This window comes from Streptomyces sp. NPDC104313, from assembly GCF_055583985.1.
In genome coordinates this window covers 184,454-206,556 of record NZ_JBVJMW010000011.1, presented here as the reverse complement: position 1 = coordinate 206,556, position 22,103 = coordinate 184,454, and the positions used below count along the sequence as shown (strand labels likewise).

Genomic DNA, 22,103 nt, shown 5'->3' with positions numbered 1-22,103 from the left:
CCCTTCTGGTCATGTGTCGTCCTCGCCCCCGCTGCGCGCGGGTCGCGCTACTTCTTTTCCGTGCCCGTGGACCCGCTGGTGAGCGCGTCGACCTCGTCGAAGGTCTGGAGCAGCGTCTGGGCGTCGATCGCGTCCAGGTTCTTGTTCTTGGTCTTCTCGGCCTCGTCGATGGTGTCGGTGAGGGCCTCCTTGAGCTCCTTGAAGAGCTCCATCTGGTCACCGAGCAGTTTGTCGAGGGCCTTCGCGGCCGTGGCGACGCTCTCGATCAGCGTCGGTCCCGAGACCAGCTTGTCGGTGTTCATGAACCCCAGACGCAGCATCTGCTGGGCCTGGTTCAGGTTGTCCGCCGTCGTGTAGCCCTTGATGAGCTGACCCAGGGGCCGGATGTGGGCATCGCCCTCCTCGCCGCTGCCGTCCTCCCGGTGCCGCTTCGCCTTGGTGTACACCGGGTGCACCTCGTTGTCCCGGAAGTTCTCCATCTGCTTGAGGTCAAAGTGCTTGACGTCGGCCTTCTCACCGGCCATGAGGCGTCCTCCTGCGGTCGGAGCGGGACAGGGTTACGGGAAACGGGGCGGGGAGCACACGCGCATGCCGGGGTTCGCCCTCCGCACCGTACGGGCGGAGGTGAACCCCGGCGGGGACTACCGGGCGCGCACACCGCCCCAGTTGTCGGCGCTCCTGCGCTCGTCGCGGGAGTGGTTGTCATGGATGCTCTGGACCAGATCACCGCTGTCGCCGAGGAGCAGGGCCATGTTCTTGGTCGCCTGGTCCCACTCGGCCTGGACACCGCGGTACATCTGCTGGTCGTCACCCTCCCACGAGGTCACGAGCGGCTTGAGCTCGTCCTCCAGGTTGTTGAGGGTGGTGATGATCTGCTGGGTCTGCTGCTTCAGCTCCTCGATCGCGTTGCGGACCGTGGAGTACTGCACATCGATGATGCCGTCGGCCATGACATCTCCTCTCGGGTGGCCGGGCCCCTGGGCCCGGGGATGCTCACAGGTTCCGGCCGCCGTGGGAGGGGCCGGTGCCGCCGGGGACGGCTCAGCGCAGCGCCTCGAAGACGCCCTGGCTGGTCTTGCTGTTGAGCACCTCGGTCAGGTCCTGGTTCTCCTTCGCCAGCCGGTCGGCCGACGTCACGTTCTCCTGGAGCGCGTCGACCATCTTGCTGATCTGCACGACGACCTTCTGCGCCTCGCCGTTCCAGCTGCGGAACAGCTTCAGCAGGGACTGACCCTCGTCACCGCCGACGCCCGAACGCGCGGCGATCTCGGCGACGTTGTTCTGGATCTTCTCGACCGCGGCCCGGGCCGACTCCAGAGAGGAGACACCTCCCAAGCCCTTGGCATGGTCCGCCCGCCTCTGGCCACTGTCCGCCATGTCGCGCTCCCTTCGTTGAGTGACTTCGCATCGCACCGTTGCCCGCTGAGGCTAAAGAGAAGCCACCGTCCGGCGCAACGCGTGCAGGAAGATTTGAGCATAGTTCCGCGCGTCGGAATCCTTACCCGCCACCGGAGTTGTCCGAAGGTTTCCAGGAAATGAACGCGACCCGCCCCGTCGGCTCCCGGGACCGGCCGATGCGGACGGAAAACGGGCAGCCAGGGAATCCGAACGGTCATCGAGGCGGTCCGTTTCCGACACCGTACGCCCCTTTTCACAGGTTCTCCCAGAGAGGCGGTAGCCACATATCTGAGCTTTTTCTGAGGTTTCCCGAGCGCGCGGCACACATCGAATGGCACGCCGGGTGACGCCGAGTCAGGCGCGAAGTTCCACCTACCCACCCATTTCCCTTTCTTCGCCACCGTATGGGGTTTTTGCCTGGATCATGGCCGGGAGTCGACTGTCCCGGTCTTCCCGGCGGCGGCGCACTTCGGGGCGGTGACCCTGGGCTCCGCGGTGCCGGAGGCGGCTGCCGGATCGAGGTCCGCACCGGTCGGCAGAGCGGCGAGCAGCGGGGCGGGGACCGAGCCGATGTCGCCCTCCCCGTACCCGAGCGCCTCCAGCGATTCCTTGGCCGGGACCCGGTACTTCACACCGTTGTCCGCGACCAGGTAGGTGGTTCCGGCGTGTGCGGCGCCGCTCGCGTGCAGGGCGCGGACCAGGGCGCCGCGCCCGGGGCGTACCACCGTGGCGTCGGTCCGGGCGCAGGCCGCGAGCAGCGGCCGGTCGGTTCCCTGCGACATCGTGACGGGGGCGAGCCCGGTCAGCGGGACCAGCACCGATCCGATCCGGGCGCCGCCGTTGCCACCGTCCACCTGCGCGCAGAGCGCGGTGCCGCGCGGCGTGGACTGCGGGACGGGCGGCGTACGGGGCAGCTCCGCGGCTCCGGGGCCGGCGGGGGCCGTCTCCTTGGCCCGGTGCGTACGCAGCGCGTCCGCGCCGACCGCCCGGGCCTCGGGTGAGCGCCCCTGGTAGGCGTCCTTCTGGGTGGCCGGGTCGCCCAGTACCAGGGCGGCCTCCAGCCGGGACACCGGTACCAGGCCGTCCTTCCGCAGCAGGTGGTACGTACTGCCGCCGCCGGGCACGCTGACCTCGAAGAGCTGGCCGATCCTGCTCCGTTCACCGCCGAGCACCGGTCCCCTGCCTCCGCGCCCCGGCACCTCCTGCGGCTTCAGGGCCGGGCCGGGGGCGAGTGCGTCGAGGAAGGCCGCCGAGACCGGCATCGTCCGCTCGGAGCCGTAACCGAGGGCGTTGCGGGCGTCGGAGTCCGGGTCCAGCGGGAGCCGGCTGCCCCGCCACACCAGGTACTCGGTGCGGTCCGGGCCCCGCACGAGCACCGCGCGTTCGGCGTCGACGCCCCGGGAGTCCAGCGGCGCCCCGGCGACCACGGTGGTGGCCCCCGGCCGGTCCACGCCGGCGTCCGCGACGGCGCCGGAGGTGCTGGGCAGGGCACCGTCCGGTCCGGTGACGCACATGTGCCAGGCGCCGGCGTCGAGCCCGCCCTTGCCGGGCAGACTGTCCGGGGCGCCGGGGATACCGGCCGGGGACCCGACGGGGACGTCCCGCAGCGAGGCGGTGGAGACGTCCACGGCCTTGAGGTCGGACCCGCCGATCAGCCGCGCCGAGGCGTAGTTGCGCACCGGGTGCAGTACGCCGTCGGTGCCGGTCCACAGGTAGCGGGCACCGGTGTCACGGTTGACGACCAAGTGCTCGCCCTTGCGCCAGGTGTCGTTCCCGCCGGGGCGCAGCAGCCCGTAGACGGTGGCCCCCGCACCGATCAGGACGGTCACCAGCAGGCCGAAGACGACGCCCCGGGTGGTGCGGCCCAGTGGGCTCTCCGCGGCGTCCGGTTCGGCGGTCAGCAGGCCCGAGCTGAGCCTGCCCATCATGAAGCCGTGGGCCTGGACCTGGTCGCGCTTGGACTGCACAGCCTCTCCTCAACTCGTTTCTGGTGGACCGGCGTACGGGGTGCTCAGCCGAACAGGCCGCGCAGCCAGCCGAAGAGGCCCGCCCCCCACAGCGTGAGCGGCAGCAGCGCGACGGCCAGCCCGGTGTGCGCCAGTTCCGCCGCCCGGCCCCAGTACGGCAGGACCCGCCGGCCGGGCACCGTCCAGGAGGCGGTCACCAGGACGGCCGCCGCGGCGAGCAGCACCCCGAAGACCACCACGCGCCCGTCGGCGTCGCTGTCCACCGCCCAGGCGCGGGCGAGCAGCAGCAGCCCGATGATCCCGGGCACTGCCAGGGTGAGGCGCTGGCCGATGTGGACCAGGCCCCGGGAGTGCAGGAGCAACAGCAGGGCCAGTGCCAGGGCGGTGAGCGTCCCGGGCAGGTCCGGGTGGTGGGCGAGAACGGCGAGGGCGGCGGCGGCGATGGCGCCGGTGGCGGCGAAGAGCGCGGTGACCCAGCGTCCGGCGAGCTCGGTGCGCTCGGCGACCTCGTCGCCCGCGTACGGGTCGATGCCTTCCTGGAGCTGTCCGGCGGAGGACGGCAGGGCGGGCATCCGCATGCCGGCCAGCTTGAAGGCGAAGGGGGCCACGGCCCCGGCGGCCAGCGCGACGACCGTCGCCACCAGTGACACCGCGGCCGCCGCGTCCAGGCCCGTGTAGCCCATCAGGGCCCCGGAGACCGCCGTGGCCACGGCGACCACGGCGGTGGCCAGGAGGGCGGGGGCGCCGACCGCGGTGGCGGCGAGCGCGAGGACCGCGCCGCCCGCGGCCGCCGCGCCCGCCGCGAGCAGCCGCGCGCCCACGACCTGTGCCGCGTCGGGGCCGGAGAGGTCGCCGCCGGGCAGCACCCAGCCGACCAGCGCGAAGCACGGGGCGACCAGCAGGGCGAGCGCGGTGGCGGAGAGCCGGTCGCCGACCGCCCGGCTGGCGGAGCCGGCGCCGGCGAGGAGCAGTAGTCCGGCCACGGCCGCGAGGGCCGCCCGGGTGGCGGCGGAATCGGTCACTCCGGGCCAGAACACCAGCAGGAGGGCGGACACCACGGTCGCCACGGCGGTGCCTGCCAGCAGGCCGCGGGCCGCGTCGGCGCTCCAGGTGTGCAGCCGGCGGCCCACGGTCTCGGCTATCCCGTCGACCAGGTCGTCGAGCCGCGCCTCGGGGAGCGCTTCGGTGTGCGGGCGCAGATGGAGCACGGCTCCGTCGGCGAGCCCGGCGCGGGCCAGGGTGGTCTCCTCGTCGAGCGGGGCGTCACCGAGCCGCTGGAGCACCCAGCCGGCGTGGTCGAGCCCGGCCTCCTCGGCCTCCTCGCCGACGTACCGCAGGAGGGTGGGGAGCAGATCGGCGACCGGTACGTCGGCGGGCACGGCCAGATCGATGGTGACGCTCGGCGCACGTACGGTCAGGCGGCACGATTCGGCCACCGCACTGTCGGTCATCAGCAGAACTCTCGGCTTCCGTGCGGGCTTTGACAGAGGACTTCCGGGGGAGGGAATGTGCGAACAGTACGGATAAGTCGGCGCGGCCGTGAACCGGGGGGCCGCGCAGGGAAATTGTGCCCGCACACCGGGCGACCGCCCCTCCCGCGTGGACAGGTCGCGTTCCGTGAATGCAGACTACTGCCTGCGGCCACCGGTCGCGCTGCGGGCCGGGCCTCGAATCCGGTATGCGGTTGGTCATCATGGAAGTTGGCCGTTCCGCGCTCCCCCGCTCGAAACATTCACCCGGCGTTCACCGGGGCGCGTTCCGCCCGGAGAATCAGCCTGGTGCGGCCTTTCCCCTGCCGGGTACGCCGGTATTCTGCGGGCCGGAAAGTCAGTGAACCGGAGGTTCTGTTCCTTGAGTGTCGTGCTGTTTCGCCGCCCGGCCCGCAGGCGCGGGCCGGAGATGCCCGATGGGCAGTTGACCCTCCAGGAGCCGCCCGTCCTCTCCGAGACGGTGCCCGACACCTCGGCGGTGTGGACGTACCTGCCGATGGCGCTGATGTCGGTGTCGATGATGCTGATGTTCCTGCGCCCCGGCGGCGGGAACGGCGTCTTCATGTATCTGGCGATGGGCGTCATGGCGCTCTCCGCCGGCGCCATGCTGCTGGGGCAGTTGATGCGCCGCTCCAGCGAGCGCAAGCAGCAGCTGAGGGGCGAACGCCGCGACTACCTGCGCTATCTGGCCCAGACCCGCAAGCGGGTGCGGAGCACCATCGCGGAGCAGCAGCGGGCGCTCGCCTGGCGTCATCCGGAGCCGGCCTCGCTCCGCTCGCTGGCCCGCACCTCCCGACTGTGGGAGCGCCGCCCGGCCGACGAGGACTTCGGCGAGGTCCGTCTCGCGGTCGGTGAACAGCAGCTGGCCCTCACCCTGAACCCCGTCTCCACCCGACCGGTGGAGGACCTCGAACCCCTCTGCGCGCACGCCCTGCGCCGCTTCATCCGCGCCTACTCCACCATCCCGGAGCAGCCGCTGGGGCTCTACCTGCGCTCCTCGGCCCGGATCCTGCTGCGCCCGGAGGAGGCGCCGGACGAGGGGGCCGCGGAGGCTCCCGGGGTGAGCGGCGAGGAGTCGAAGGACCCCGACGCCGTACGTGCCCTGGTACGGGCCGTGCTGGGACAGCTCGCGGTGTTCCACGCGCCCGAGGAGCTGTGGATCGCCCTCTGTGTCAGCGACGAGCGGCGGCCCGACTGGGAGTGGGCCAAGTGGCTGCCGCACGTGCTGGACCCGCACGAGGAGGACGGCGCGGGGCAGGCCCGCCGGATCACCGCCGACCTCACCGAGCTGGACGACCTGCTGGGCGCCGAGTTCGCCGAGCGCCCCGGCTTCGACCCGGACGCCCGCCCCGGCCGTGACGAGCCGTACACGGTCCTCGTGCTGGACGGCGTCACTGTCCCGGAGGGCCACCGCTGGGAAGGACACGGCTACCGCAACGCCCTGATCCTCGACGTGTCCGGGGCACTGCGCTGGCGGCCCGGCCGCAACACGCTGCGGTTGACCGTCGGCCCGGACCGGGTGAGCCTGGTGCGCACCGACCGCAGCCGCAAGGAGCGCTCGGTGCCGCTGGGCGTTCCCGACCGGCTCGGCCCGCTCGGCGCGGAGTCGCTGGCCAGGCTTCTCACGCCGCGCCGGATGAGTCTCGGCACCGACATCGCGCAGCCGCTGGACTCCGACGTCGAACTGACCACCCTGCTCGGCATCCCCGACCTGCACCGGCATGACCCGCAGACCCTGTTCGACCGGCACTCCGGCTCCGGCAGGCTGCGGGTGCCGGTCGCGGTCGGCGTGGACGGCCGCCCGGTCGAGCTCGACATCAAGGAGTCCGCGCAGGGCGGCATGGGTCCGCACGGCATGCTCATCGGCGCCACCGGCTCCGGCAAGAGCGAGCTCCTGCGCACCCTCGTCCTCGGCCTCGCCCTGACCAACTCCTCCGAGACGCTCAACTTCGTGCTGGTCGACTTCAAGGGCGGTGCCACCTTCCTCGGCCTGGAGGAACTGCCGCACACCTCCGCCGTCATCACCAACCTCGCCGACGAGGTCGCGCTGGTGGAACGCATGCAGGACGCCCTGCACGGTGAACTGATCCGCCGGCAGGAGCTGCTGCGCTCGGCGGGCAACTACACCTCGGCCCTGGAGTACGAGCGGGCCCGGGCCGCCGGGGCGGACCTGGCCCCACTGCCCAGCCTGTTCGTGGTGGTCGACGAGTTCAGCGAACTTCTCTCCACACACCGGGAGTTCATGGAGCTGTTCGTGATGATCGGCCGCCTCGGCCGCTCACTGGGCGTGCATCTGCTGCTCGCCTCGCAGCGGCTGGACGAGGGGCGCATGCACCAGTTGGAGAGCCACCTCTCGTACCGCATCGGGCTGCGCACCTTCTCCGCGATGGAGAGCCGCGGTGTGCTCGGCGTCCCGGACGCCTACGAGCTCCCCGCCGCGCCCGGCAGCGGCTATCTGAAGTCGGGCGTGGAGGCCCTGACCCGGTTCCGCGCCGCGTACTCCTCGGGGACGTACCGGCGTCGGACGGGTGCGGTGGTGCAGGCCCGGGTGGCCAGCCAGGTGGTGCCGTGGACCAGCGGCTGGGTGGTGCCCCGCACCTTGGAGACCCCGCCGGAGCCGGAGCCGGAGACGGAGGAGGCGGGGGACGACGAGGCCCTGCTGGACGTGGCGCTCGACCGGCTGCGCGGCTCCGGACCGGCCGCCCACCAGGTGTGGCTGGCGCCGTTGGACGAGCCGTCTCCGCTGGACGCCCTGCTGCCCGGCATCGTGCCGGACGAGGCGCGCGGTCTGATCGCCGCCGGCTGGCCCGGCGCCGGCCGGCTGCGGGTCCCGGTCGGTCTCGTCGACAAGCCCTTCGAGCAGCGCCGCGATCCGCTGATCGTGGACCTCTCCGGTGCGGGCGGCCATGTCGCCGTGGCGGGCGGTTCGCAGAGCGGCAAGTCCACGCTCGCCCGCACGCTCATCTCCGCCCTCGCGCTGACCCACACCCCGGCCGAGGTCCAGTTCTACTGCCTGGACTTCGGCGGCGGCGGGCTCTCCCAGCTCGCCGCGCTCCCGCACGTGGGCGGGGTCGCGGCGCGGCTCAACCCGGAGCGGGTGCACCGGGCGGTGGCCGAGGTGATGACGCTGCTGGCCCGTCGCGAGCAGTTCTTCGTGGACCACACCCTCGACTCCATGCAGTCCTACCGTCGTCGCCGGGCCGCCGGGGAGTTCCCCGACGAGCCGTTCGGTGATGTGTTCATGGTGGTCGACGGCTGGTCCACCGTCCGTCAGGACTACGACGACCTGATCCCGAAGTTCAACGAACTCGCCGCCCGCGGTCTCAACTACGGTATTCACCTGATCATCACCACCACCCGCTGGGTGGAGCTGTCCGCCCAGGTCCGCGATCAGGCGGGGACCCGTCTGGAGCTGCGGATGGGTGATCCGATGGACTCCGAGATCGACACCCGCAAGGCCCGTTCGGTGCCGCGCACCGGTGGCCGGGGCATTACCGCCGACAGCAAGATGCACTTCCTCGCGGGCCTGCCCCGCCTGGACGGCAGCGGCTCCCTGGAGGACCTCGGTGACGGCGTCGCCCATCTGGTCGCGGAGATCTCGCGGCACTGGCAGGGTCCGTCCGCCCCCCAGGTACGGATGCTGCCGCACCGCCTCCCGCTCGCCGAACTGCCCGCCCCCGAGGCCACGGAGGGCGGCGGCATGCGCCTCGCGCTCGGGCTCGACCAGGACGCCCTGGAACCGGTCTGGCACGACTTCAGCCGGACCCCGCACCTGATCGCGGTCGGCGACACCGAGAGCGGCAAGACCAACCTGCTGCGCCTGATCACCCGGGGCATCACCGCCCGCTACACCCCCCAGGAGGCGAAGATCATCGCGGTGGACTACCGCCGCACCCTGGTGGACGCCATCCCCGAGGAGTACCGCATCGGGCATGTGATCTCCCTCGACAACCTCAACGAGACCATCGAGGGCGCGGCCCGCGCGATGAAGACCCGCGTCCCGGGGGCGGACATCGCTCCGGCCCGGATGCGCCGGTGCGACTGGTGGACGGGCCCGCGTCTGTTCATCCTGGTCGACGACTACGACATGGTCTCCGGAAACTCCTTCCAGAGCCCCTTCGAGCCGCTCTTCGAGAGTCTGACGCTCGGCTACGAGATGGGTCTGCACCTGGTCGTCGCCCGCAGTGCCATGGGCGCGGGCCGCGGTCTCAGCGACGGGCTCATCCGCCGTCTCGACGAGGCCAACAACCCAGCGGTCCTGCTCTCCTGCCCGCCCACGGAGGGCCGCCTCTTCGGCAACGCGAAGCCGCTCAACCTCCCGCCGGGCCGGGCCCTGCACATCGCGCGCCGCAAGCCGCGGCTGATGCAGACGGCGCTGGTGGAGGAGGGCTGAGCGTACGGACGAGAGGCGCCCTCCCGCGGGAGGGCGCCTCTCGCGTTCATCCCTTGCCCGGTGCGCCCGCTCCCGCCGGACGCCAGCCCCGGGCGCGCGCCCGCGAGAGGGCGAAGCCGGCCCAGAGGACCGCGAGGACACCGGCCGCGCCGAGCAGCACGAAGAGCGTGGCCCGGCCGGTGGCCCGGTCGGTTGCGGAGGTGTCGCGTACGGCCACGGGTTCCGCGGCGCGCTCGCCACCGGTGGCCGGTGCGGCCGCGTCGCCGAGGACCGTGGTGACGGCCGCGTAGGCGTCCAGCTGGGGAATGTCGGCCGGGTAAGCGGTCGCCGTCAGCCGACGGGTCACCTCGTCGGCCGTGTCGTCGGGGTGGGTGGCGCGGACCACCGCGGCGGCGCCGGCGGTGTACGCGGTGGCCACCGCGACGCCGCCGCCGAGGTAGTGACCCTCGCCGCGCGGCCCGCCGGAGACCACCCCGGCGCCGGGAGCGGCCAGGTCGACGGTGCCGGTCGGAAAAGCGTTGTCCGGGCGGGCACCGGCGGGCAGCATGTCGGCGACCGAGAGGACGCCCGGTTCGCCGGCGGGCCAGTAGGTACGGGAGGGGGGCTTGTCGGCGGAGCCCCGCGACGGCGGCTCCGGGGTGGCCGCGGCGACGACCACGGCTCCCGCCCGGCGGGCCTCGGCGACAGCCCGGGTCAGCTCCTCGTCCCGGCGCGGCAGGGCGACCGCGACCGCGATCACGCCGGCCCGGGCCCCGGTCGCCTCGCGCATCGCCGCCGCGACCAGGGCCGGGTCCGGCTGCCCGCGCCGGTCGGTGCCGCGCAGGGCCAGGATCTTCGCGCCCGGGGCGACTCCGGCCAGCCTCGGGGTGCTCCCCCCGGTCCCGGCGATCAGCCCGGCCAGGAACGTACCGTGTCCGACGCAGTCGTCGGCGGCGGTCCCCCGGGCGGCGATCCGGCCATCCAGCCCGGTGGCGTCGGGGTCGACCCCGGTGCCGATCAGCGCGACGGTGACACCCGCCCCGGTGGAGTGCTGGCGCAGTCGGTCCAGGTCGAGGCGCTGACGCGACCAGTCCTGCTTCTTCGCCTTCTCCTCGGAGGCGGGGGTGCAGACCACCTCCTGGGCACGCGGGTCGAGCGCGGAGGGCATGCCGGGCAGCTCCTGGCCCTTCTTCCCGTCGGCCGCGGGAAGGTACGAGGGGGGTGCGGCCTGCGCGGGTACGGCCACGGGCAGCATCAGGGCGGCCGTGAGCCCGGCGCCGGACAGCAGGCGGGCGGGGAGCCTCATCGGGGGGCCGCCTCGGGTGCCGCGGCCGTGACGTCCGCCGGGATGAGGACGCGCAGGTCGTCCAGGGTGGGTGCGGCCAGCGAACTGAGCCTGCCCGCCTGGCGGGTGACCATCGACTCGACGACCTGGCGGGCCAGCCGGGCGTTGCCGAAGGAGCGGTCGCGGGGCACCGCGTCGAAGTACTCCTTGAGGAGGGGGCCGGTGCCGGGCCCGCACTCGTACCCCATGTTCGCGGCCTGGGCCCGCACGATGGTGACCAGTTCCTCGGAGGAGTAGTCGGCGAAGGAGACGCGGCGCGGGAAACGGGAGGAGAGCCCCGGGTTGGAGGCGAGGAAGCGCTCCATCTCGTCGGTGTAGCCGGCGACGATGACGACGACCTCGTCGCGGTGGTCCTCCATCAGTTTCAGCAGGGTGTCCACCGCCTCCTGGCCGAAGTCGGCGCCGCCGCCGCGCGGGGTGAGGGTGTACGCCTCGTCGATGAACAGCACACCGCCGCGGGCCCGTTCGAAGACCTCGCGGGTCAGCTGGGCGGTGTGGCCTATGTAGCGGCCGACGAGGTCGGCGCGGGCAGCCTCGATCAACTGGCCGCGTTCCAGGACGCCGAGCTGGGTCAGCACCTCGCCGTAGAGGCGGGCGACGGTGGTCTTGCCGGTGCCGGGCGGGCCGGTGAAGACCAGATGGTTGCTGAGTGAGGGCACGGGCAGCCCGGCGGCGGCACGGTGGCGGGCGGTGGTGATGAGGTTGACCAGGTCGGCGACCTCGCGCTTCACCCCGGCCAGACCGATCATGTCGCCGAGGCGGGTGAGCGGGTCGTCGGCCGGTGCGGCGGTCTCCGCCGCCGACGCGGCGGCGGTGGCGGTGGCGGAGACGTCGTCCGGCAGCAGGAGCCGCAGATCGCGCTCGCCGACCTGCGGCTGTGCGGAGAGCCGGACCGCCTGCCGGTCCACCATCTCCTCGAACACCCCGCGTGCGGCACGACCGTTGCCGAATCCGGCGTCCCGGGGCATCGCGCCGAAGTGCGCGGCCAGGGCCTGGGCGGTGCCCTCGCCCAGTTCGTACTGGTGCTGGGCGCACATGCTTTCCATGATCGCGACCAGCTCGGGCACCGAGTAGTTCTCGAACTCGACGGTCCGTGAGAAGCGGGACGCCAGCCCGGGGTTGGAGCCGAGGAAGGAGTCCATCTCGCGGGAGTAGCCGGCCGCGACCACCACCACGTCGGCGCGGTGGTCCTCCATCAGCTTCAGCAGGGTGTCCACGGCCTCACGGCCGAAGTCGGCGCCCCCGTTGCCGCTGTCCGAGGTGAGGGTGTACGCCTCGTCGATGAACAGCACGCCGCCCAGGGCTCGTTGGAAGGTCTCGGAGGTCTTGATCGCGGTGCCGCCGACGACCTGGGCAACCAGGTCGGCGCGGGAGACCTCCACCAGGTGCCCGCTGCGCAGCGAACCCAGCTCGGCCAGGATCGCCCCGTAGAGGCGGGCGACGGTGGTCTTGCCGGTGCCGGGCGGGCCGGCGAAGACCAGGTGTCTGCTCATCGGCGGTGCCGACATGCCGAGTTGTTCGCGGCGCTGGGCAAGCTGGGTGAGGTTGACCAGGGTGCCCACCTGCTGCTTGACGTTCTCCAGGCCGATCAGCGCGTTGAGGGCGCCGAGCGGGCCGTCCGCGCGGTCCGGTGGAGGCGCGTCGGCGGCGCCGGAGCCCGCCGGGTCGGTGTTCTCGGCACTGCCGCTGCCCCAGGCGTCCCGCTTGCCGTTGCCGACGCTGTTCAGGCCCTCCACCGCGAGCCGGTCGCCGGGCGCGGTCTGCACCAGGCCGCCGCCCTCGTTCTCCCGGGCGGTGCAGTTGACGAGCGAGACGGGGGCGGTGGACTCCACCCGGAAGCCGTCCTGGGCGCCGCCGTTCGCCTCGCAGCCGCTGAGCGAGGCGAGCGCACCCTCATGGAGCAGGAAGCCGTGGCCCTGGGGGGCGTGCACCGAGGTGCGGTTGGCGGTCAGCTCGCCGCCGGCGGCGACCACCACGCCTTCCTCGCCACTCTTCTCGACGCGGAAGTCGCGGACGGTGACGTTGCCGCCGTCCTCGACGACCAGACCGCTGGTGGCCGTGTCGAAGGCCCCGCCGCCGGCCAGGTAGAGGGTGGATCCGGACGCCACCCGTACACCCGCGCCCTTCGGCCGGACGATCTCGCAGTCCTCGACCCGGCCCCGGGCGTCCCGGGTGGCCGCGATGCCGTCACCGGCGGGCTCCACCAGCCGGGCCCGGCGCAACAGCGGGTTGGCGCCGCCGAGCACGGCGACGGCGGGCGAGGAGCCGATCACCTCCAGGCGGTCCAGCTCGGGCGCCGAGTCCTCCTCCAGGAGCAGCCCGACGCCCTCGCAGTCGCGGACGGTCAGGCCGGTCAGCGCCGGGGAGGAGGCCCCGGCGACGCGCAGCGCCGCCGCCTGTGCGCCGTCCACCCAGCAGTCCTCGAAGGTGCCGCGCGCCCGGTCGGTGACGACCACACCGTGGCCCCGTACGCGTGAGACGCGGCAGCGGCGCAGTACGGGGTCGGTGCCTTGGGCCAGGGCGATCCCGTTTCCGGAGGCGCCGGTGACGCGGACGTCCTCCAGGGTGGTGCGGCCCGCGCTGCTCAGGTGCACACCGGTGCTGGTGTCGTGCACGACGGTCCGGACGACCGAGACGGCGGAGTTCTCCTCCAGGGCGATGGAGGGCTTGTCGGTGGAGGAGATGTCGCAGTCCTCCACGGTGCCACGGGTCTCGCCGTTGGCGAGCAGACCGTTGCCGCGGGCGCCCCTTATGGTGCAGTCGCGGACGCGTGCCTCGCCCTGTTCGGCGAGGACGATGCCGCTGGTGCCGAGGTGTTCGAGCGTGCAGGACTCGACGGTGGTGGGTGTGGTGGAGGTGACCACGATGCCCGCGCCTTGCGGGTTGCTCACCCGGCAGTCGCGCAGCGCGAGGGAGCCGGTCCCGCCGGCCAGCATCGCGGTCCAGGCGGCGCCGACGATCTCACACCCGTCCAACGCGGCCTGCCCGCGCCGTACGTCCACGGCGGGCAGCTCGGTGTCGCCGCCGCGCAGGGTGAGTTCGCTGAGCATGACGGCGTCGGCGCGCAGCGCGATGACGCTTCCCGAACGCGGCCGGATCTCCACCGTGCCCCGCCCCTCGGCCGCGGTGAGGGTGACCCGGGTGTGGATCACCAGGTTCTCCGCGTACGTTCCGGGCCGTACGCTGATGAGCGCACCGGTGCGGGCGGCGGCGAGCGCCTCACCGATCGTGGAAAAGCGGTCCTCGGGGCCGACCGACAGTACCTGGCGCGACACGCACCAACCTCCTTGCTACGGCGGCGTCCTCGACGGACGCCCCACTTCGCCGGGACGCGGGTCGGCGATCCGGCGGTGCCATCATGCCTCGCCCGGGCGCACCAGGCGCGCGGGAGCAGGGCTCCCGGCACCTGTGCGTTCAGGTCAGACGCTCCACTTCTGGTTGTCGAGGCCCGTGCAGGTCCACAGGATCAGATAGGTCTCCGGGCCCCTGTCACGGCTGTGGTTCGGAATGTCGACGCACTTGCCGACGGTGGTGTTGACCAGGTCGCGGGCACCGTTCAGGGCGAACTTCTGAGCGGCGGCCCCGTCGCACCGGGCGATCTGGATACGCGAGCCGTTGTCGAGGTTCGCGTCGGCGACGTCCAGGCACTTGTCCTTGACCCGAATCGTGCCGTCGGAGGCGAAGCGCCACTTCTGGGCGTCGGCGCCGTTGCAGTCCCACATGAACAGCGGCTGGCCGTCGTTGAAGTTGTGGCCGGGAACGTCGATGCAGCGGCCGGAGAGGTGGCTGCGGAAGGAGACGGGCCCGCTGAGGGTCACGGGGGCGACCTCGGCGGGCTGGTTCTTCGCACCGTCGGCCTTCTTCGGCCGGGCCTTGGGGCTGTCGGTCTTCTCGGGCGGGTTCTTGGGGGCGTCGTCCGCCTTCGACGCGTCCTTGTCCGTGCCCGCTGCGGGGGCCTCCCGGACGCTCTCGGCGGACTTCTCCGGCTTCTTCTCGTCGCCCTTGCCGGCGCCCGAGGGGCTGGTCTCGGGCGCGGTGACGGCGAACTCGCCCGGCGCCTCCTGTCCACTGCCGTCGAGCACGGTCCCGGCCGCCGCCGTCGACGGCTGCTCGGGCCCCTTGTCGTCGTTCCCGGACAGGACGAGGAAGGGCACGGACACGAGCAGCGCGCCCGCGACCGCGGCCCCGGCGAGCACGGCCCTGCCCGGTCGCCCGACGGGCCCGGCCTGCGGCTGCGGCCGGTCGATGGCGGTGGCGGTCATGGTCCGTACGAGGGCGGGGAGCCGGCTCTGCGCGGCGGCGGAGGCGCCGGGGTCGGGGGCGGATTCGGCCTCGGGAGCTCCGGGCCGGGCCTCGGTGGATTCCGGCCGGGTTCCGGGGACCGAGGACTCCGGGTCGGCGGCGGGGCGGGCGGTTGCGGCCTCGGCCCCGGGGTCCTTCCGCTCTGCGGACTTCTCGCTCTCCGGAGCACCCGGGGCACCCGGGGCAGGTACCGCGGCCGTACCGGGCTCAGCGGGAGCAGTAGGCGCCGCGGGCCCGACGGAGGCGGCGCTCGCGGCCGTCCCCTTGCTCTCGGCGCTCTCGGCGCTCTCGGCGCTCTCGGCGCTCTCGGCGCTCTCGGCGCGAGCCTCCGGGGAGGCGGGGGTCTGCTGGGACGAACGCGTCATGGGGTCCTCCCTATGGTGTGGTGCCAGGGCTCGGTTGAGCTGTGGTCGCCCTTCCCGCTCGCGGCTCCGAGAAGGCTGTCGGCCGGGACGAGCAGCGGGGCCGCGGCTCCGGCGTTGACCAGCAACAGGACGTCGGCGGTCCTCAGCGAACTGGCCAACTCCCTGGCGGGAAGGCTGTCATGGTGAAGTGCCGAGGACATGAATTCATGGGTGGGCGAGGTGAACAACAGCATCACCGGCGACCCGTCCCGCCCGGCGGCCGTGAGCGGCCCGCCGTCCACCCCGCGCACGACGGTGATCTCCGCCTCCGCGAGGGCCTCCAGCGCGGCTTCCACCGATCCGTACCCGGTGGCGGCCCGCTGGGCCGCCGCGTCCACCGGATCGGTGGGCTCCGGCCACCCGAGAACCCGCGCCGAGGGCCGGTAGGCCGGGTTGGCGCGGTACTCCCCGACGCTCCCGTCCTGGTCCGACCGCCACTCCCCCAGCACAGCCCACTCCGGCGGCGTCCGCTCCTCGGCCCACTCCGGGTCGACGATCCCGACCCAGTGCCCCGGAGCCCGCCGGGCGGCGTCCCTCACGGCACCGGGCACCAGGGAGGCGTCGACCACCTCGGTGCTCCCCGAGCCGGACACCTCGGACCCCTCGGACGCTCCGGAAACGCCGAACGGAACAACCTGTCCACCCACTTGCCGCTCTCCGGGCCGCATCTCCACCTGAACTCTTGGCTCCGTACACATTCTTGAGCACCGAACGGCAAACGCCCGCCGCCGAAAATGATCAGATCGGGGAGCCATCAGGATGTCATACGAGCGCCACCCACGGGACGCGGCCCCGGGTCCGTTTCGGCCTCCCACGTGCCCGTTCACTGCCCGAGCAGAGAACTTTCCGGGACCAGTGAGGCGTGGGAGGACAAAGCGCCGGGGGAGTTCGGGGCGAGACACCGCCGTCGCCCCCACGACGGGCTACGTTGGGCGCGCCACCGAGGAGGAATCACCGCATGTCCCCCGAGCACCCCACCCCCGGCGCCACCACCGCGGCAGCGACCGCCAGCGCGGAGGAGCCCGGCTCACCGCCCCCGCCGTCCACCACACCGGCGGCACAGGCCCAGCCCCCTGCCCCCACCACCGAGGCGGAGTCCGCCACGACGCCGGCCGGCGAGACGTCCGCCGCCCCGCCCGAGCCCTCAGCCACGGAGAAGCCGGCCGAGACGCCGGAGGCCCCCGAAGCCCGCGCGGAGCGCCACAAAGTGGCAGCGGCCATCGGCACGACTCCGGCGACCCGGACCGTCACGGCGGTCGACAAGGGACGCCCCCGCACACCGATCCTGGCGGGTGCCGCGTTCGTCGGGGCCGCCCTGGTCGCGATACCCGTGCTGCTGATGGGCAGCGCGAACGACGAGGAGCCCCGTAACCCCGCCACAACCCCGGTCGCGGGGAGCACCGACACGGTCCTCAACCCCGAATCGGCCCCGGCGGCCCTGGACGACTACGTTGCGGTGAAGCCCTCGCCGTCCCCGACGAAACCGAAGAAGACCGCCCCGGCGAAGGCCGTACCCGCACCCGTGGCGACCGCGGCCGCGGCCGCGCCCACGCCCCGGACCAGCACGAGCGCTCCCGCCGAGAAGCCGAAGACCTCACCGAAACCGAAGCCCAAGGCGGCCCCGAAGCCGGACTGGGGCAGCCAGACGGTCTCCGCGACCAGCTCCATCGGGGTCGGCCAGTCCTGGGCCACCAACCGCATCCGCATGACGATGCAGCAGGACGGCAACCTCGTCGTCTACAACGAGCAGAACAAACCGATCTGGGCCGCCATGACCTTCGGCGAGAACCACCGGGCGATCTTCCAGCCCGATGGCAACCTGGTCGTCCACAACGGCGACGACCGAGCCATCTGGGCCTCCAAGACCCATGACTTCGGCGGCGCCCGGATGATCCTGAGGCCCGACGCCAAGGTCGTCATCGTGCACAACGGCGGGGTGGTCTGGTCGACCTGACCGGTGCCGCGAGCGCCTGGGCCTGACGGACGGCGGGCGACAGGGCGGGCCCCGTGCCGGGGCAGACGCGCGGGAGGCCGACTGTCGTCCCGGCCCGGTCGGTCGTGTCCCTCCGTCAGCCCCGCCTCCCGTGCGGCGATGCCGGCGCACGAGCTCCGGGTGGAGCCGCGCGATCCGCTCGCGCGGCGGCTTCTCGGCGCGGGCGTCGTCGGCGACGGACCGGCACATCGAGACGTTCTCCCGCGCCGTGGCCGCCTGGCCTGTGGAGACGGGCGACGTGCTTCTGGTCGCCGGCGCCCTTCCGCTCCGTGCGTGTGGCTGCCGGCCGCGCGGCTGCGGCTGCGGCTGCGGCTGGAGGACTTCGGGCCGACGCTGACCGCCAGGAACGCGCGGAGCGCGGCTGGACAGCGGTTCACCGGGTCGTCCGGGAGATCCACCGGACGCGCCGGCTGCGGTGACGGCCGCGCCCGCGATCATGGCGACGGCCGCCGGCGGCACCGCACGCGACGGTTCGGACACGGACCTCGGCCTGGCACGGACCATCTCTGACGACGAGCGCGTCTGTTACGTCCAGGACGTGGTGGGCAACCCCGCGTATCGCCGGCGGACAAGCGCAACCGTCACATGACGATCTACGGCTGAAGCTCAGGAGAGACGCCCCATTTTCTGCGAGCGGAGGGTGGGGATGGCTACCGTCGCCGACTGCCCTCCGGCGAGGGCCACGAGGCCCGTGCCCCCTGTTCAGCCGTTGCCCGAGGTCGCCGAGTGGCGAGGAGTCATGCCGTCCGGGATGGTGGGAGGCAGAGTGGCCGCGACCACCTCCGCTCCGATCAGGCCCGGTCCGACCCGAACCGCTGAGCAGGTCTTACGCCCCGCACGCCGCTCCGACAGGGAATCCGGAGCACAGCGGACCCACGCTGCGCGGCGAACACGCCGGACGTACCGAGCAGGCCAAAGGATCGCCATGTCAGGTCTCCGCGCCACCCCCACCGGCAGTTCCCACGTCGAGGACGCCCCCCTGCCCTTGACCGTGGGCGTCGAGGAGGAGTTCCTCCTCGTGGACGCCCACTCCCATCAACTCGCCTCCGTCGCCGAAGCCGTCATGGTCAAGGCGGGCGGGGAAGGCGAGAACACACACATCGAAGCCACCCAGCACCAGGTGGAATCGGCCTCCCCCGTGGCCCGTACCGGGCCCGAGCTGCGGGCCCACCTCCTGGCGCTGCGCCGCCTCTACACCGACGCAGCCGCCGCACACGGTTGTCGCCTGGTGGCCAGCGGCACCCCGGTTCTCATGCCAGCCGGAGGGCCATCGCTCATCGATGCCCCGCGCCGCCGGGAACAACGAACCCGCTACGGTGCGCTCACCGAGACCTTCGTCCACTGCGGCTGCCACGTCCACGTCGGCGCGCTCGACCTCGACAGCGCTGTCAGGGTCGCCGACCATGTGCGCCCATGGGTGCCCACCCTTATCGCCCTGTGCGCGAACTCCCCCTTCTGCGGGGGACGCGACACCGGCCACGCCAGCTGGCGCGCCGTCAGCGGCACGATGTGGCCCGCCGCCGGCGTCCCGCCCCACCTGGAGTCGCCCGCGCGCTACCAGCGCGTCCTGGAGTCCCTGATCTCCTCGGGCACGATCATGGATGCCAAGATGCTCTACTGGGACGTCCGCCCGTCCTCGCGATGGCCCACCCTTGAGGTCCGGGCGCCCGACGTGTCCACGAGCGTCGACGAGGCCGTTCTCCAAGCCGTTCTGGTCCGCGCCCTCGTCGCCGGTGGACTGCGCGCCGTCCGCGAGGACCGCCCCGCCCCCGACGTGCGCGACGAGGTTCTTTCCCTGGCCCGCTGGCGGGCCGCCCACGACGGACTCGAAGGCCAGGCCGTCCACCCGTACACCGCCGATCTTGTGCCCGCGCACTCCCTGGTCGACGCCCTGCTCGACCACCTGCACGTCGACCTGCGAGCCGCCGGCGACCTCCGCCACGCCCTGGAAACCGTCGCGGCGTTGCGCCGCGACGGCTCCGGCGCACACCGCCAACGCCGCGCCTACGAGCGTCGGCACCGCTTCACCGACGTGGTGCGGCACCTCGCGGACGCCACCGAGCGCCAGGACGTCTGACCCGTCCTCCCTCGCCGACGGCACAGCTGCTCCCGCAACGCCTCGGCGGCTCCGTACCGACCCGCTCCGTACCGAATCGCGCCGTGCTGCCATGCCCCGTACCGCCTCACGGCCCGTAGCCCATAGAGGAGTTCGTCATGCCCAAGACGCTCACCGCGGTGATGGAAACCGCGCGCTTCCGGGCCCAGGGACCACATCAGCTCGACGACATCGCGGACCGCTACGGTCTCTCCGACGACCTGCGCGACACCATCCGCGTCGTCTCCCGGGTGCTGCCCTTCTGGGTCAACGAGTACGTGTTGTCCCGCCTCATCGACTGGGACAACATCCCCGACGACCCGATCTTCCGCCTGGTCTTCCCTCAACGCGGCATGCTCGACCCCCGCGACCACCACCTGGTGGCCCGTCTGATGGCCGCCCCCCACGGCAGAGCCGAACTCGACGCGATCGTCAAGCGCGTCCGCGACGGACTCAACCCGCACCCCTCCGGCCAGCAGCAGTTCAACGTGCCACGACTGGGCGACGCCGAGATCCCCGGGCTGCAACACAAGTATCGCGAGACAGTGCTCTACTTTCCGGGCCAGGGCCAGACCTGCCACGCCTACTGCACCTACTGCTTCCGGTGGGCCCAGTTCATCGGCGACGCCGACCTGCGCTTCGCCGCACCCGACCCCAGCGGTCTCGTGGCCTACCTCGCCGCGCACCCGGAGGTGGAGGACGTCCTGGTCACCGGCGGCGACCCGATGGTGATGTCGACGGAACGTCTGCGTGGCCACCTCGACCCCATACTGGGCGTGCGGAGCGTACGCACCATCCGCATAGGCACCAAGTCCGTGGCGTACTGGCCGCAGCGTTTCGTCACCGACCATGACGCGGACGAGGTACTGCGCCTGTTCGAACGTGTCGTCGCGTCGGGACGCAACCTCGCCGTCATGGCGCACTTCAGCCATCCCCGGGAACTCGGCACCGACCTCGCCCGCCGGGCGTTGGCCCGCATCCGCGCCACCGGCGCCCTCGTGTACTGCCAGGCTCCGCTGATCGGACACGTCAACGACGACGCCCAGGTGTGGGCCCAGCTGTGGCGGGGCGAACTCGCCGCCGGCGCGGTCCCGTACTACATGTTCGTCGAACGCGACACCGGCCCCCACTCCTACTTCGCGGTTCCTCTCGCCAAGGCCGCCGAGATCTTCCGCTCGGCGTACCGCACGCTGCCCGGACTCGCCCGCTCGGTCCGAGGGCCGGTCATGTCCACCACCCCCGGCAAGATCGTCGTCGACGGCGTCCAGGAGAGCGCCGAGGGTCGGTTCTTCCAACTGCGGATGCTCCAGGCCCGCGACCCGTCACTGGTCGGACGCCCGTTCCGGGCGTGCTACGACCCCCGCGCCACCTGGCTCGACGAACTCGTCCCGGCCCCGGACACCCCGGCGGACATCGCCGCCGCGCTCGCCACCCACATCCGCCGTCCGTGCCCCGAGAGGGAGACGCCCTGCCCATGACCACGTGGCGCACCTCCCCCAACCTGGCCCTTGACGAACTTGTCGCCCGCCGCCGCGCCGGCGGCGCGCGCGTCATTCACCTGGGCTTCGGCGAGTCCCGCCTCCCCGTCTTCGCCCCGCTGGCCGAACACCTGGCCGCAGGGGCCGACGCCACCGCGTACGGCCCGGTCGCCGGCGCGTTCGCGGTCCGCGAGGTTGTCGCCGGCTACTTCACCCGCCGACGCCTGCCCACCGATCCCGAACAGGTCATCGTCGCACCCGGCAGCAAAGCGGTCCTGATGGCGATCCAGCACGTGGTCCCGGGCGACGTACTCCTGCCCCGCCCATGCTGGAACACCTACGCACCCCAGGTGCGCCTGGCAGGAAAGACCCCTCTGGGCGTGCCCATCCCTGCCGAATGCGGAGGTATTCCCGACCCCGCCGCACTGCACGCCGCGCTCCGCGCCGCCCGCGCCCGCGGTCTGGATCCGCGCATGGTCGTGTGCACGCTGCCCGACAACCCCACCGGCACCCTTGCCCCCGCCGCACTCGTTGGCGAGCTGTGCGCGATTGCCGAGGACGAGGACCTGCTCGTGGTCGCGGATGAGATCTACCGCGACGTGGTCCACGACCCCGCGACCGAGATGCTCAGCCCTGCCGAGATCGTGCCCCACCGCACCATCGTCACCACCGGACTGTCCAAGAGCCTCGCGCTCGGCGGTTGGCGCATCGGCATGGCGCGGTTCCCCACCGGCGCCCGGGGCGAGGAGATCCGTGCCGGCGTGATCGCGGTGGCCAGCGAAGTGTGGTCGACCCTGGGGCGCCCCCTGCAGGAGGTGGCACGCTACGCATACGGCGAACCACCCGAAATCCGTGCGCGCCTGGCGGCGAGCGCCGAACTCCACGGTGCCGTCGCCCGCGCGGTCCACACGATCATGATCACCACCGGCGCCCGCTGCCGACCGCCCACCGGGGCCTTCTACGTCTATCCCGACTTCGAACCCCTGCGCGAGCCACTGGCCAAGATCGGCGTCACCGACTCGCACTCGCTCCAGCAACACCTCCTCGAAGAACTGGACATCGCGGTTCTCGCAGGCCATCTGCTTGGCGACGACCCGCACGCGCTGCGCTTCAAGGCCGCCACGAGCATGCTCTACGGCGACACCGCCGAGGAGCAGGAGAGCGCGCTCTCCTCGCCCGACCCCATCGGTCTCCCGCACATCCGGGCCGTGCTCACCCGGATCGAGACCGCCTTCGAAAAGCTCTGCGCGTGAGGGTCC

Annotated in this window: 14 protein-coding genes; 5 read left to right on the top strand and 9 right to left on the bottom strand. The window is 72.6% G+C overall.

Translation table 11 applies throughout. The features are described 5' to 3' along the window. Positions 1 to 47: 47 nt before the first annotated feature. The 5 genes from ACZ60Q_RS25310 to eccD all read right to left on the bottom strand — a co-directional run bounded on the left by ACZ60Q_RS25310 (position 48) and on the right by eccD (position 4,816). On the bottom strand, positions 48 to 524 hold the full coding sequence (locus tag ACZ60Q_RS25310) for a type VII secretion system-associated protein (protein ID WP_469638848.1): 477 nt from the start codon (positions 522 to 524) through the stop codon (positions 48 to 50). A 117-nt stretch (positions 525 to 641) separates the two neighbouring features. Continuing rightward, positions 642 to 950: a WXG100 family type VII secretion target gene (locus ACZ60Q_RS25305; RefSeq protein ID WP_469638845.1), complete on the bottom strand. Its 309-nt coding sequence runs from the start codon at positions 948 to 950 to the stop codon at positions 642 to 644. A 91-nt stretch (positions 951 to 1,041) separates the two neighbouring features. After that, positions 1,042 to 1,377: a hypothetical protein gene (locus ACZ60Q_RS25300; protein ID WP_469638842.1), complete on the bottom strand. Its 336-nt coding sequence runs from the start codon at positions 1,375 to 1,377 to the stop codon at positions 1,042 to 1,044. A gap of 443 nt (positions 1,378 to 1,820) precedes the next feature. Beyond that, positions 1,821 to 3,365 carry a type VII secretion protein EccB gene (eccB, locus tag ACZ60Q_RS25295; RefSeq protein WP_469638839.1) on the bottom strand — a complete coding sequence of 515 codons (1,545 nt, stop codon included), beginning with the start codon at positions 3,363 to 3,365 and terminating at the stop codon, positions 1,821 to 1,823. 44 nt (positions 3,366 to 3,409) lie between these two features. Next, entirely contained in the window at positions 3,410 to 4,816 is a 1,407-nt protein-coding gene (gene eccD / locus ACZ60Q_RS25290; RefSeq protein WP_469638836.1) for a type VII secretion integral membrane protein EccD, read from the bottom strand. Positions 4,817 to 5,216: 400 nt separating this feature from the next. Here eccD and eccCa point away from each other — a divergent pair, with 400 nt between their 5' ends. Beyond that, positions 5,217 to 9,248 (top strand): type VII secretion protein EccCa, encoded by a 4,032-nt coding sequence (eccCa, locus tag ACZ60Q_RS25285; RefSeq protein ID WP_469638833.1) that lies wholly within the window; start codon positions 5,217 to 5,219, stop codon positions 9,246 to 9,248. A gap of 46 nt (positions 9,249 to 9,294) precedes the next feature. Here eccCa and ACZ60Q_RS25280 read toward each other — a convergent pair whose 3' ends face one another. The 4 genes from ACZ60Q_RS25280 to ACZ60Q_RS25265 form a co-directional block, all read right to left on the bottom strand. After that, positions 9,295 to 10,533, bottom strand: coding sequence for a S8 family serine peptidase (locus ACZ60Q_RS25280; RefSeq protein ID WP_469638830.1), 1,239 nt, complete (start codon positions 10,531 to 10,533; stop codon positions 9,295 to 9,297). Further along, positions 10,530 to 13,847, bottom strand: coding sequence for a right-handed parallel beta-helix repeat-containing protein (locus ACZ60Q_RS25275; protein WP_469638827.1), 3,318 nt, complete (start codon positions 13,845 to 13,847; stop codon positions 10,530 to 10,532). The genes ACZ60Q_RS25280 and ACZ60Q_RS25275 overlap by 4 nt, the downstream gene beginning before the upstream one ends. 144 nt (positions 13,848 to 13,991) lie before the next feature. After that, positions 13,992 to 15,239 carry a ricin-type beta-trefoil lectin domain protein gene (locus ACZ60Q_RS25270; protein ID WP_469638824.1) on the bottom strand — a complete coding sequence of 416 codons (1,248 nt, stop codon included), beginning with the start codon at positions 15,237 to 15,239 and terminating at the stop codon, positions 13,992 to 13,994. Next, complete coding sequence (locus ACZ60Q_RS25265) at positions 15,236 to 15,946, bottom strand: type VII secretion system-associated protein (RefSeq protein WP_469638905.1); 711 nt, start codon at positions 15,944 to 15,946, stop codon at positions 15,236 to 15,238. Before ACZ60Q_RS25265 ends, ACZ60Q_RS25270 begins: the two co-directional genes overlap by 4 nt. Positions 15,947 to 16,236: 290 nt before the next feature. On the opposite strand from ACZ60Q_RS25265, the gene ACZ60Q_RS25260 reads away from it, so the two are divergent. From ACZ60Q_RS25260 to ACZ60Q_RS25245, 4 genes are all read left to right on the top strand, one after another. After that, the gene (locus ACZ60Q_RS25260; protein WP_469638821.1) at positions 16,237 to 17,232 is read left to right on the top strand and encodes a mannose-binding protein; all 996 of its coding nucleotides are present in this window, start codon (positions 16,237 to 16,239) and stop codon (positions 17,230 to 17,232) included. A gap of 964 nt (positions 17,233 to 18,196) precedes the next feature. Then, positions 18,197 to 19,348 carry a carboxylate-amine ligase gene (locus tag ACZ60Q_RS25255; protein ID WP_469638819.1) on the top strand — a complete coding sequence of 384 codons (1,152 nt, stop codon included), beginning with the start codon at positions 18,197 to 18,199 and terminating at the stop codon, positions 19,346 to 19,348. 137 nt (positions 19,349 to 19,485) lie between these two features. After that, on the top strand, positions 19,486 to 20,844 hold the full coding sequence (locus ACZ60Q_RS25250; RefSeq protein ID WP_469638816.1) for a KamA family radical SAM protein: 1,359 nt from the start codon (positions 19,486 to 19,488) through the stop codon (positions 20,842 to 20,844). Further along, a complete protein-coding gene (locus ACZ60Q_RS25245; protein ID WP_469638813.1) occupies positions 20,841 to 22,097 on the top strand; it encodes a pyridoxal phosphate-dependent aminotransferase in 1,257 nt (418 codons plus the stop codon). The genes ACZ60Q_RS25250 and ACZ60Q_RS25245 overlap by 4 nt, the downstream gene beginning before the upstream one ends. Positions 22,098 to 22,103: the final 6 nt, after the last annotated feature.

Coding starts and splice junctions, on each gene's coding strand:
- ACZ60Q_RS25310 (WP_469638848.1), bottom strand. CDS start 524: ATGGCCGGTGAGAAGGCCGACGTCAAGCACTTTGACCTCAAGCAGATG.
- ACZ60Q_RS25305 (WP_469638845.1), bottom strand. CDS start 950: ATGGCCGACGGCATCATCGATGTGCAGTACTCCACGGTCCGCAACGCG.
- ACZ60Q_RS25300 (WP_469638842.1), bottom strand. CDS start 1,377: ATGGCGGACAGTGGCCAGAGGCGGGCGGACCATGCCAAGGGCTTGGGA.
- eccD (WP_469638836.1), bottom strand. CDS start 4,816: ATGACCGACAGTGCGGTGGCCGAATCGTGCCGCCTGACCGTACGTGCG.
- ACZ60Q_RS25280 (WP_469638830.1), bottom strand. CDS start 10,533: ATGAGGCTCCCCGCCCGCCTGCTGTCCGGCGCCGGGCTCACGGCCGCC.
- ACZ60Q_RS25270 (WP_469638824.1), bottom strand. CDS start 15,239: ATGACGCGTTCGTCCCAGCAGACCCCCGCCTCCCCGGAGGCTCGCGCC.
- ACZ60Q_RS25265 (WP_469638905.1), bottom strand. CDS start 15,946: ATGCGGCCCGGAGAGCGGCAAGTGGGTGGACAGGTTGTTCCGTTCGGC.
- ACZ60Q_RS25260 (WP_469638821.1), top strand. CDS start 16,237: ATGTCCCCCGAGCACCCCACCCCCGGCGCCACCACCGCGGCAGCGACC.
- ACZ60Q_RS25255 (WP_469638819.1), top strand. CDS start 18,197: ATGTCAGGTCTCCGCGCCACCCCCACCGGCAGTTCCCACGTCGAGGAC.
- ACZ60Q_RS25250 (WP_469638816.1), top strand. CDS start 19,486: ATGCCCAAGACGCTCACCGCGGTGATGGAAACCGCGCGCTTCCGGGCC.
- ACZ60Q_RS25245 (WP_469638813.1), top strand. CDS start 20,841: ATGACCACGTGGCGCACCTCCCCCAACCTGGCCCTTGACGAACTTGTC.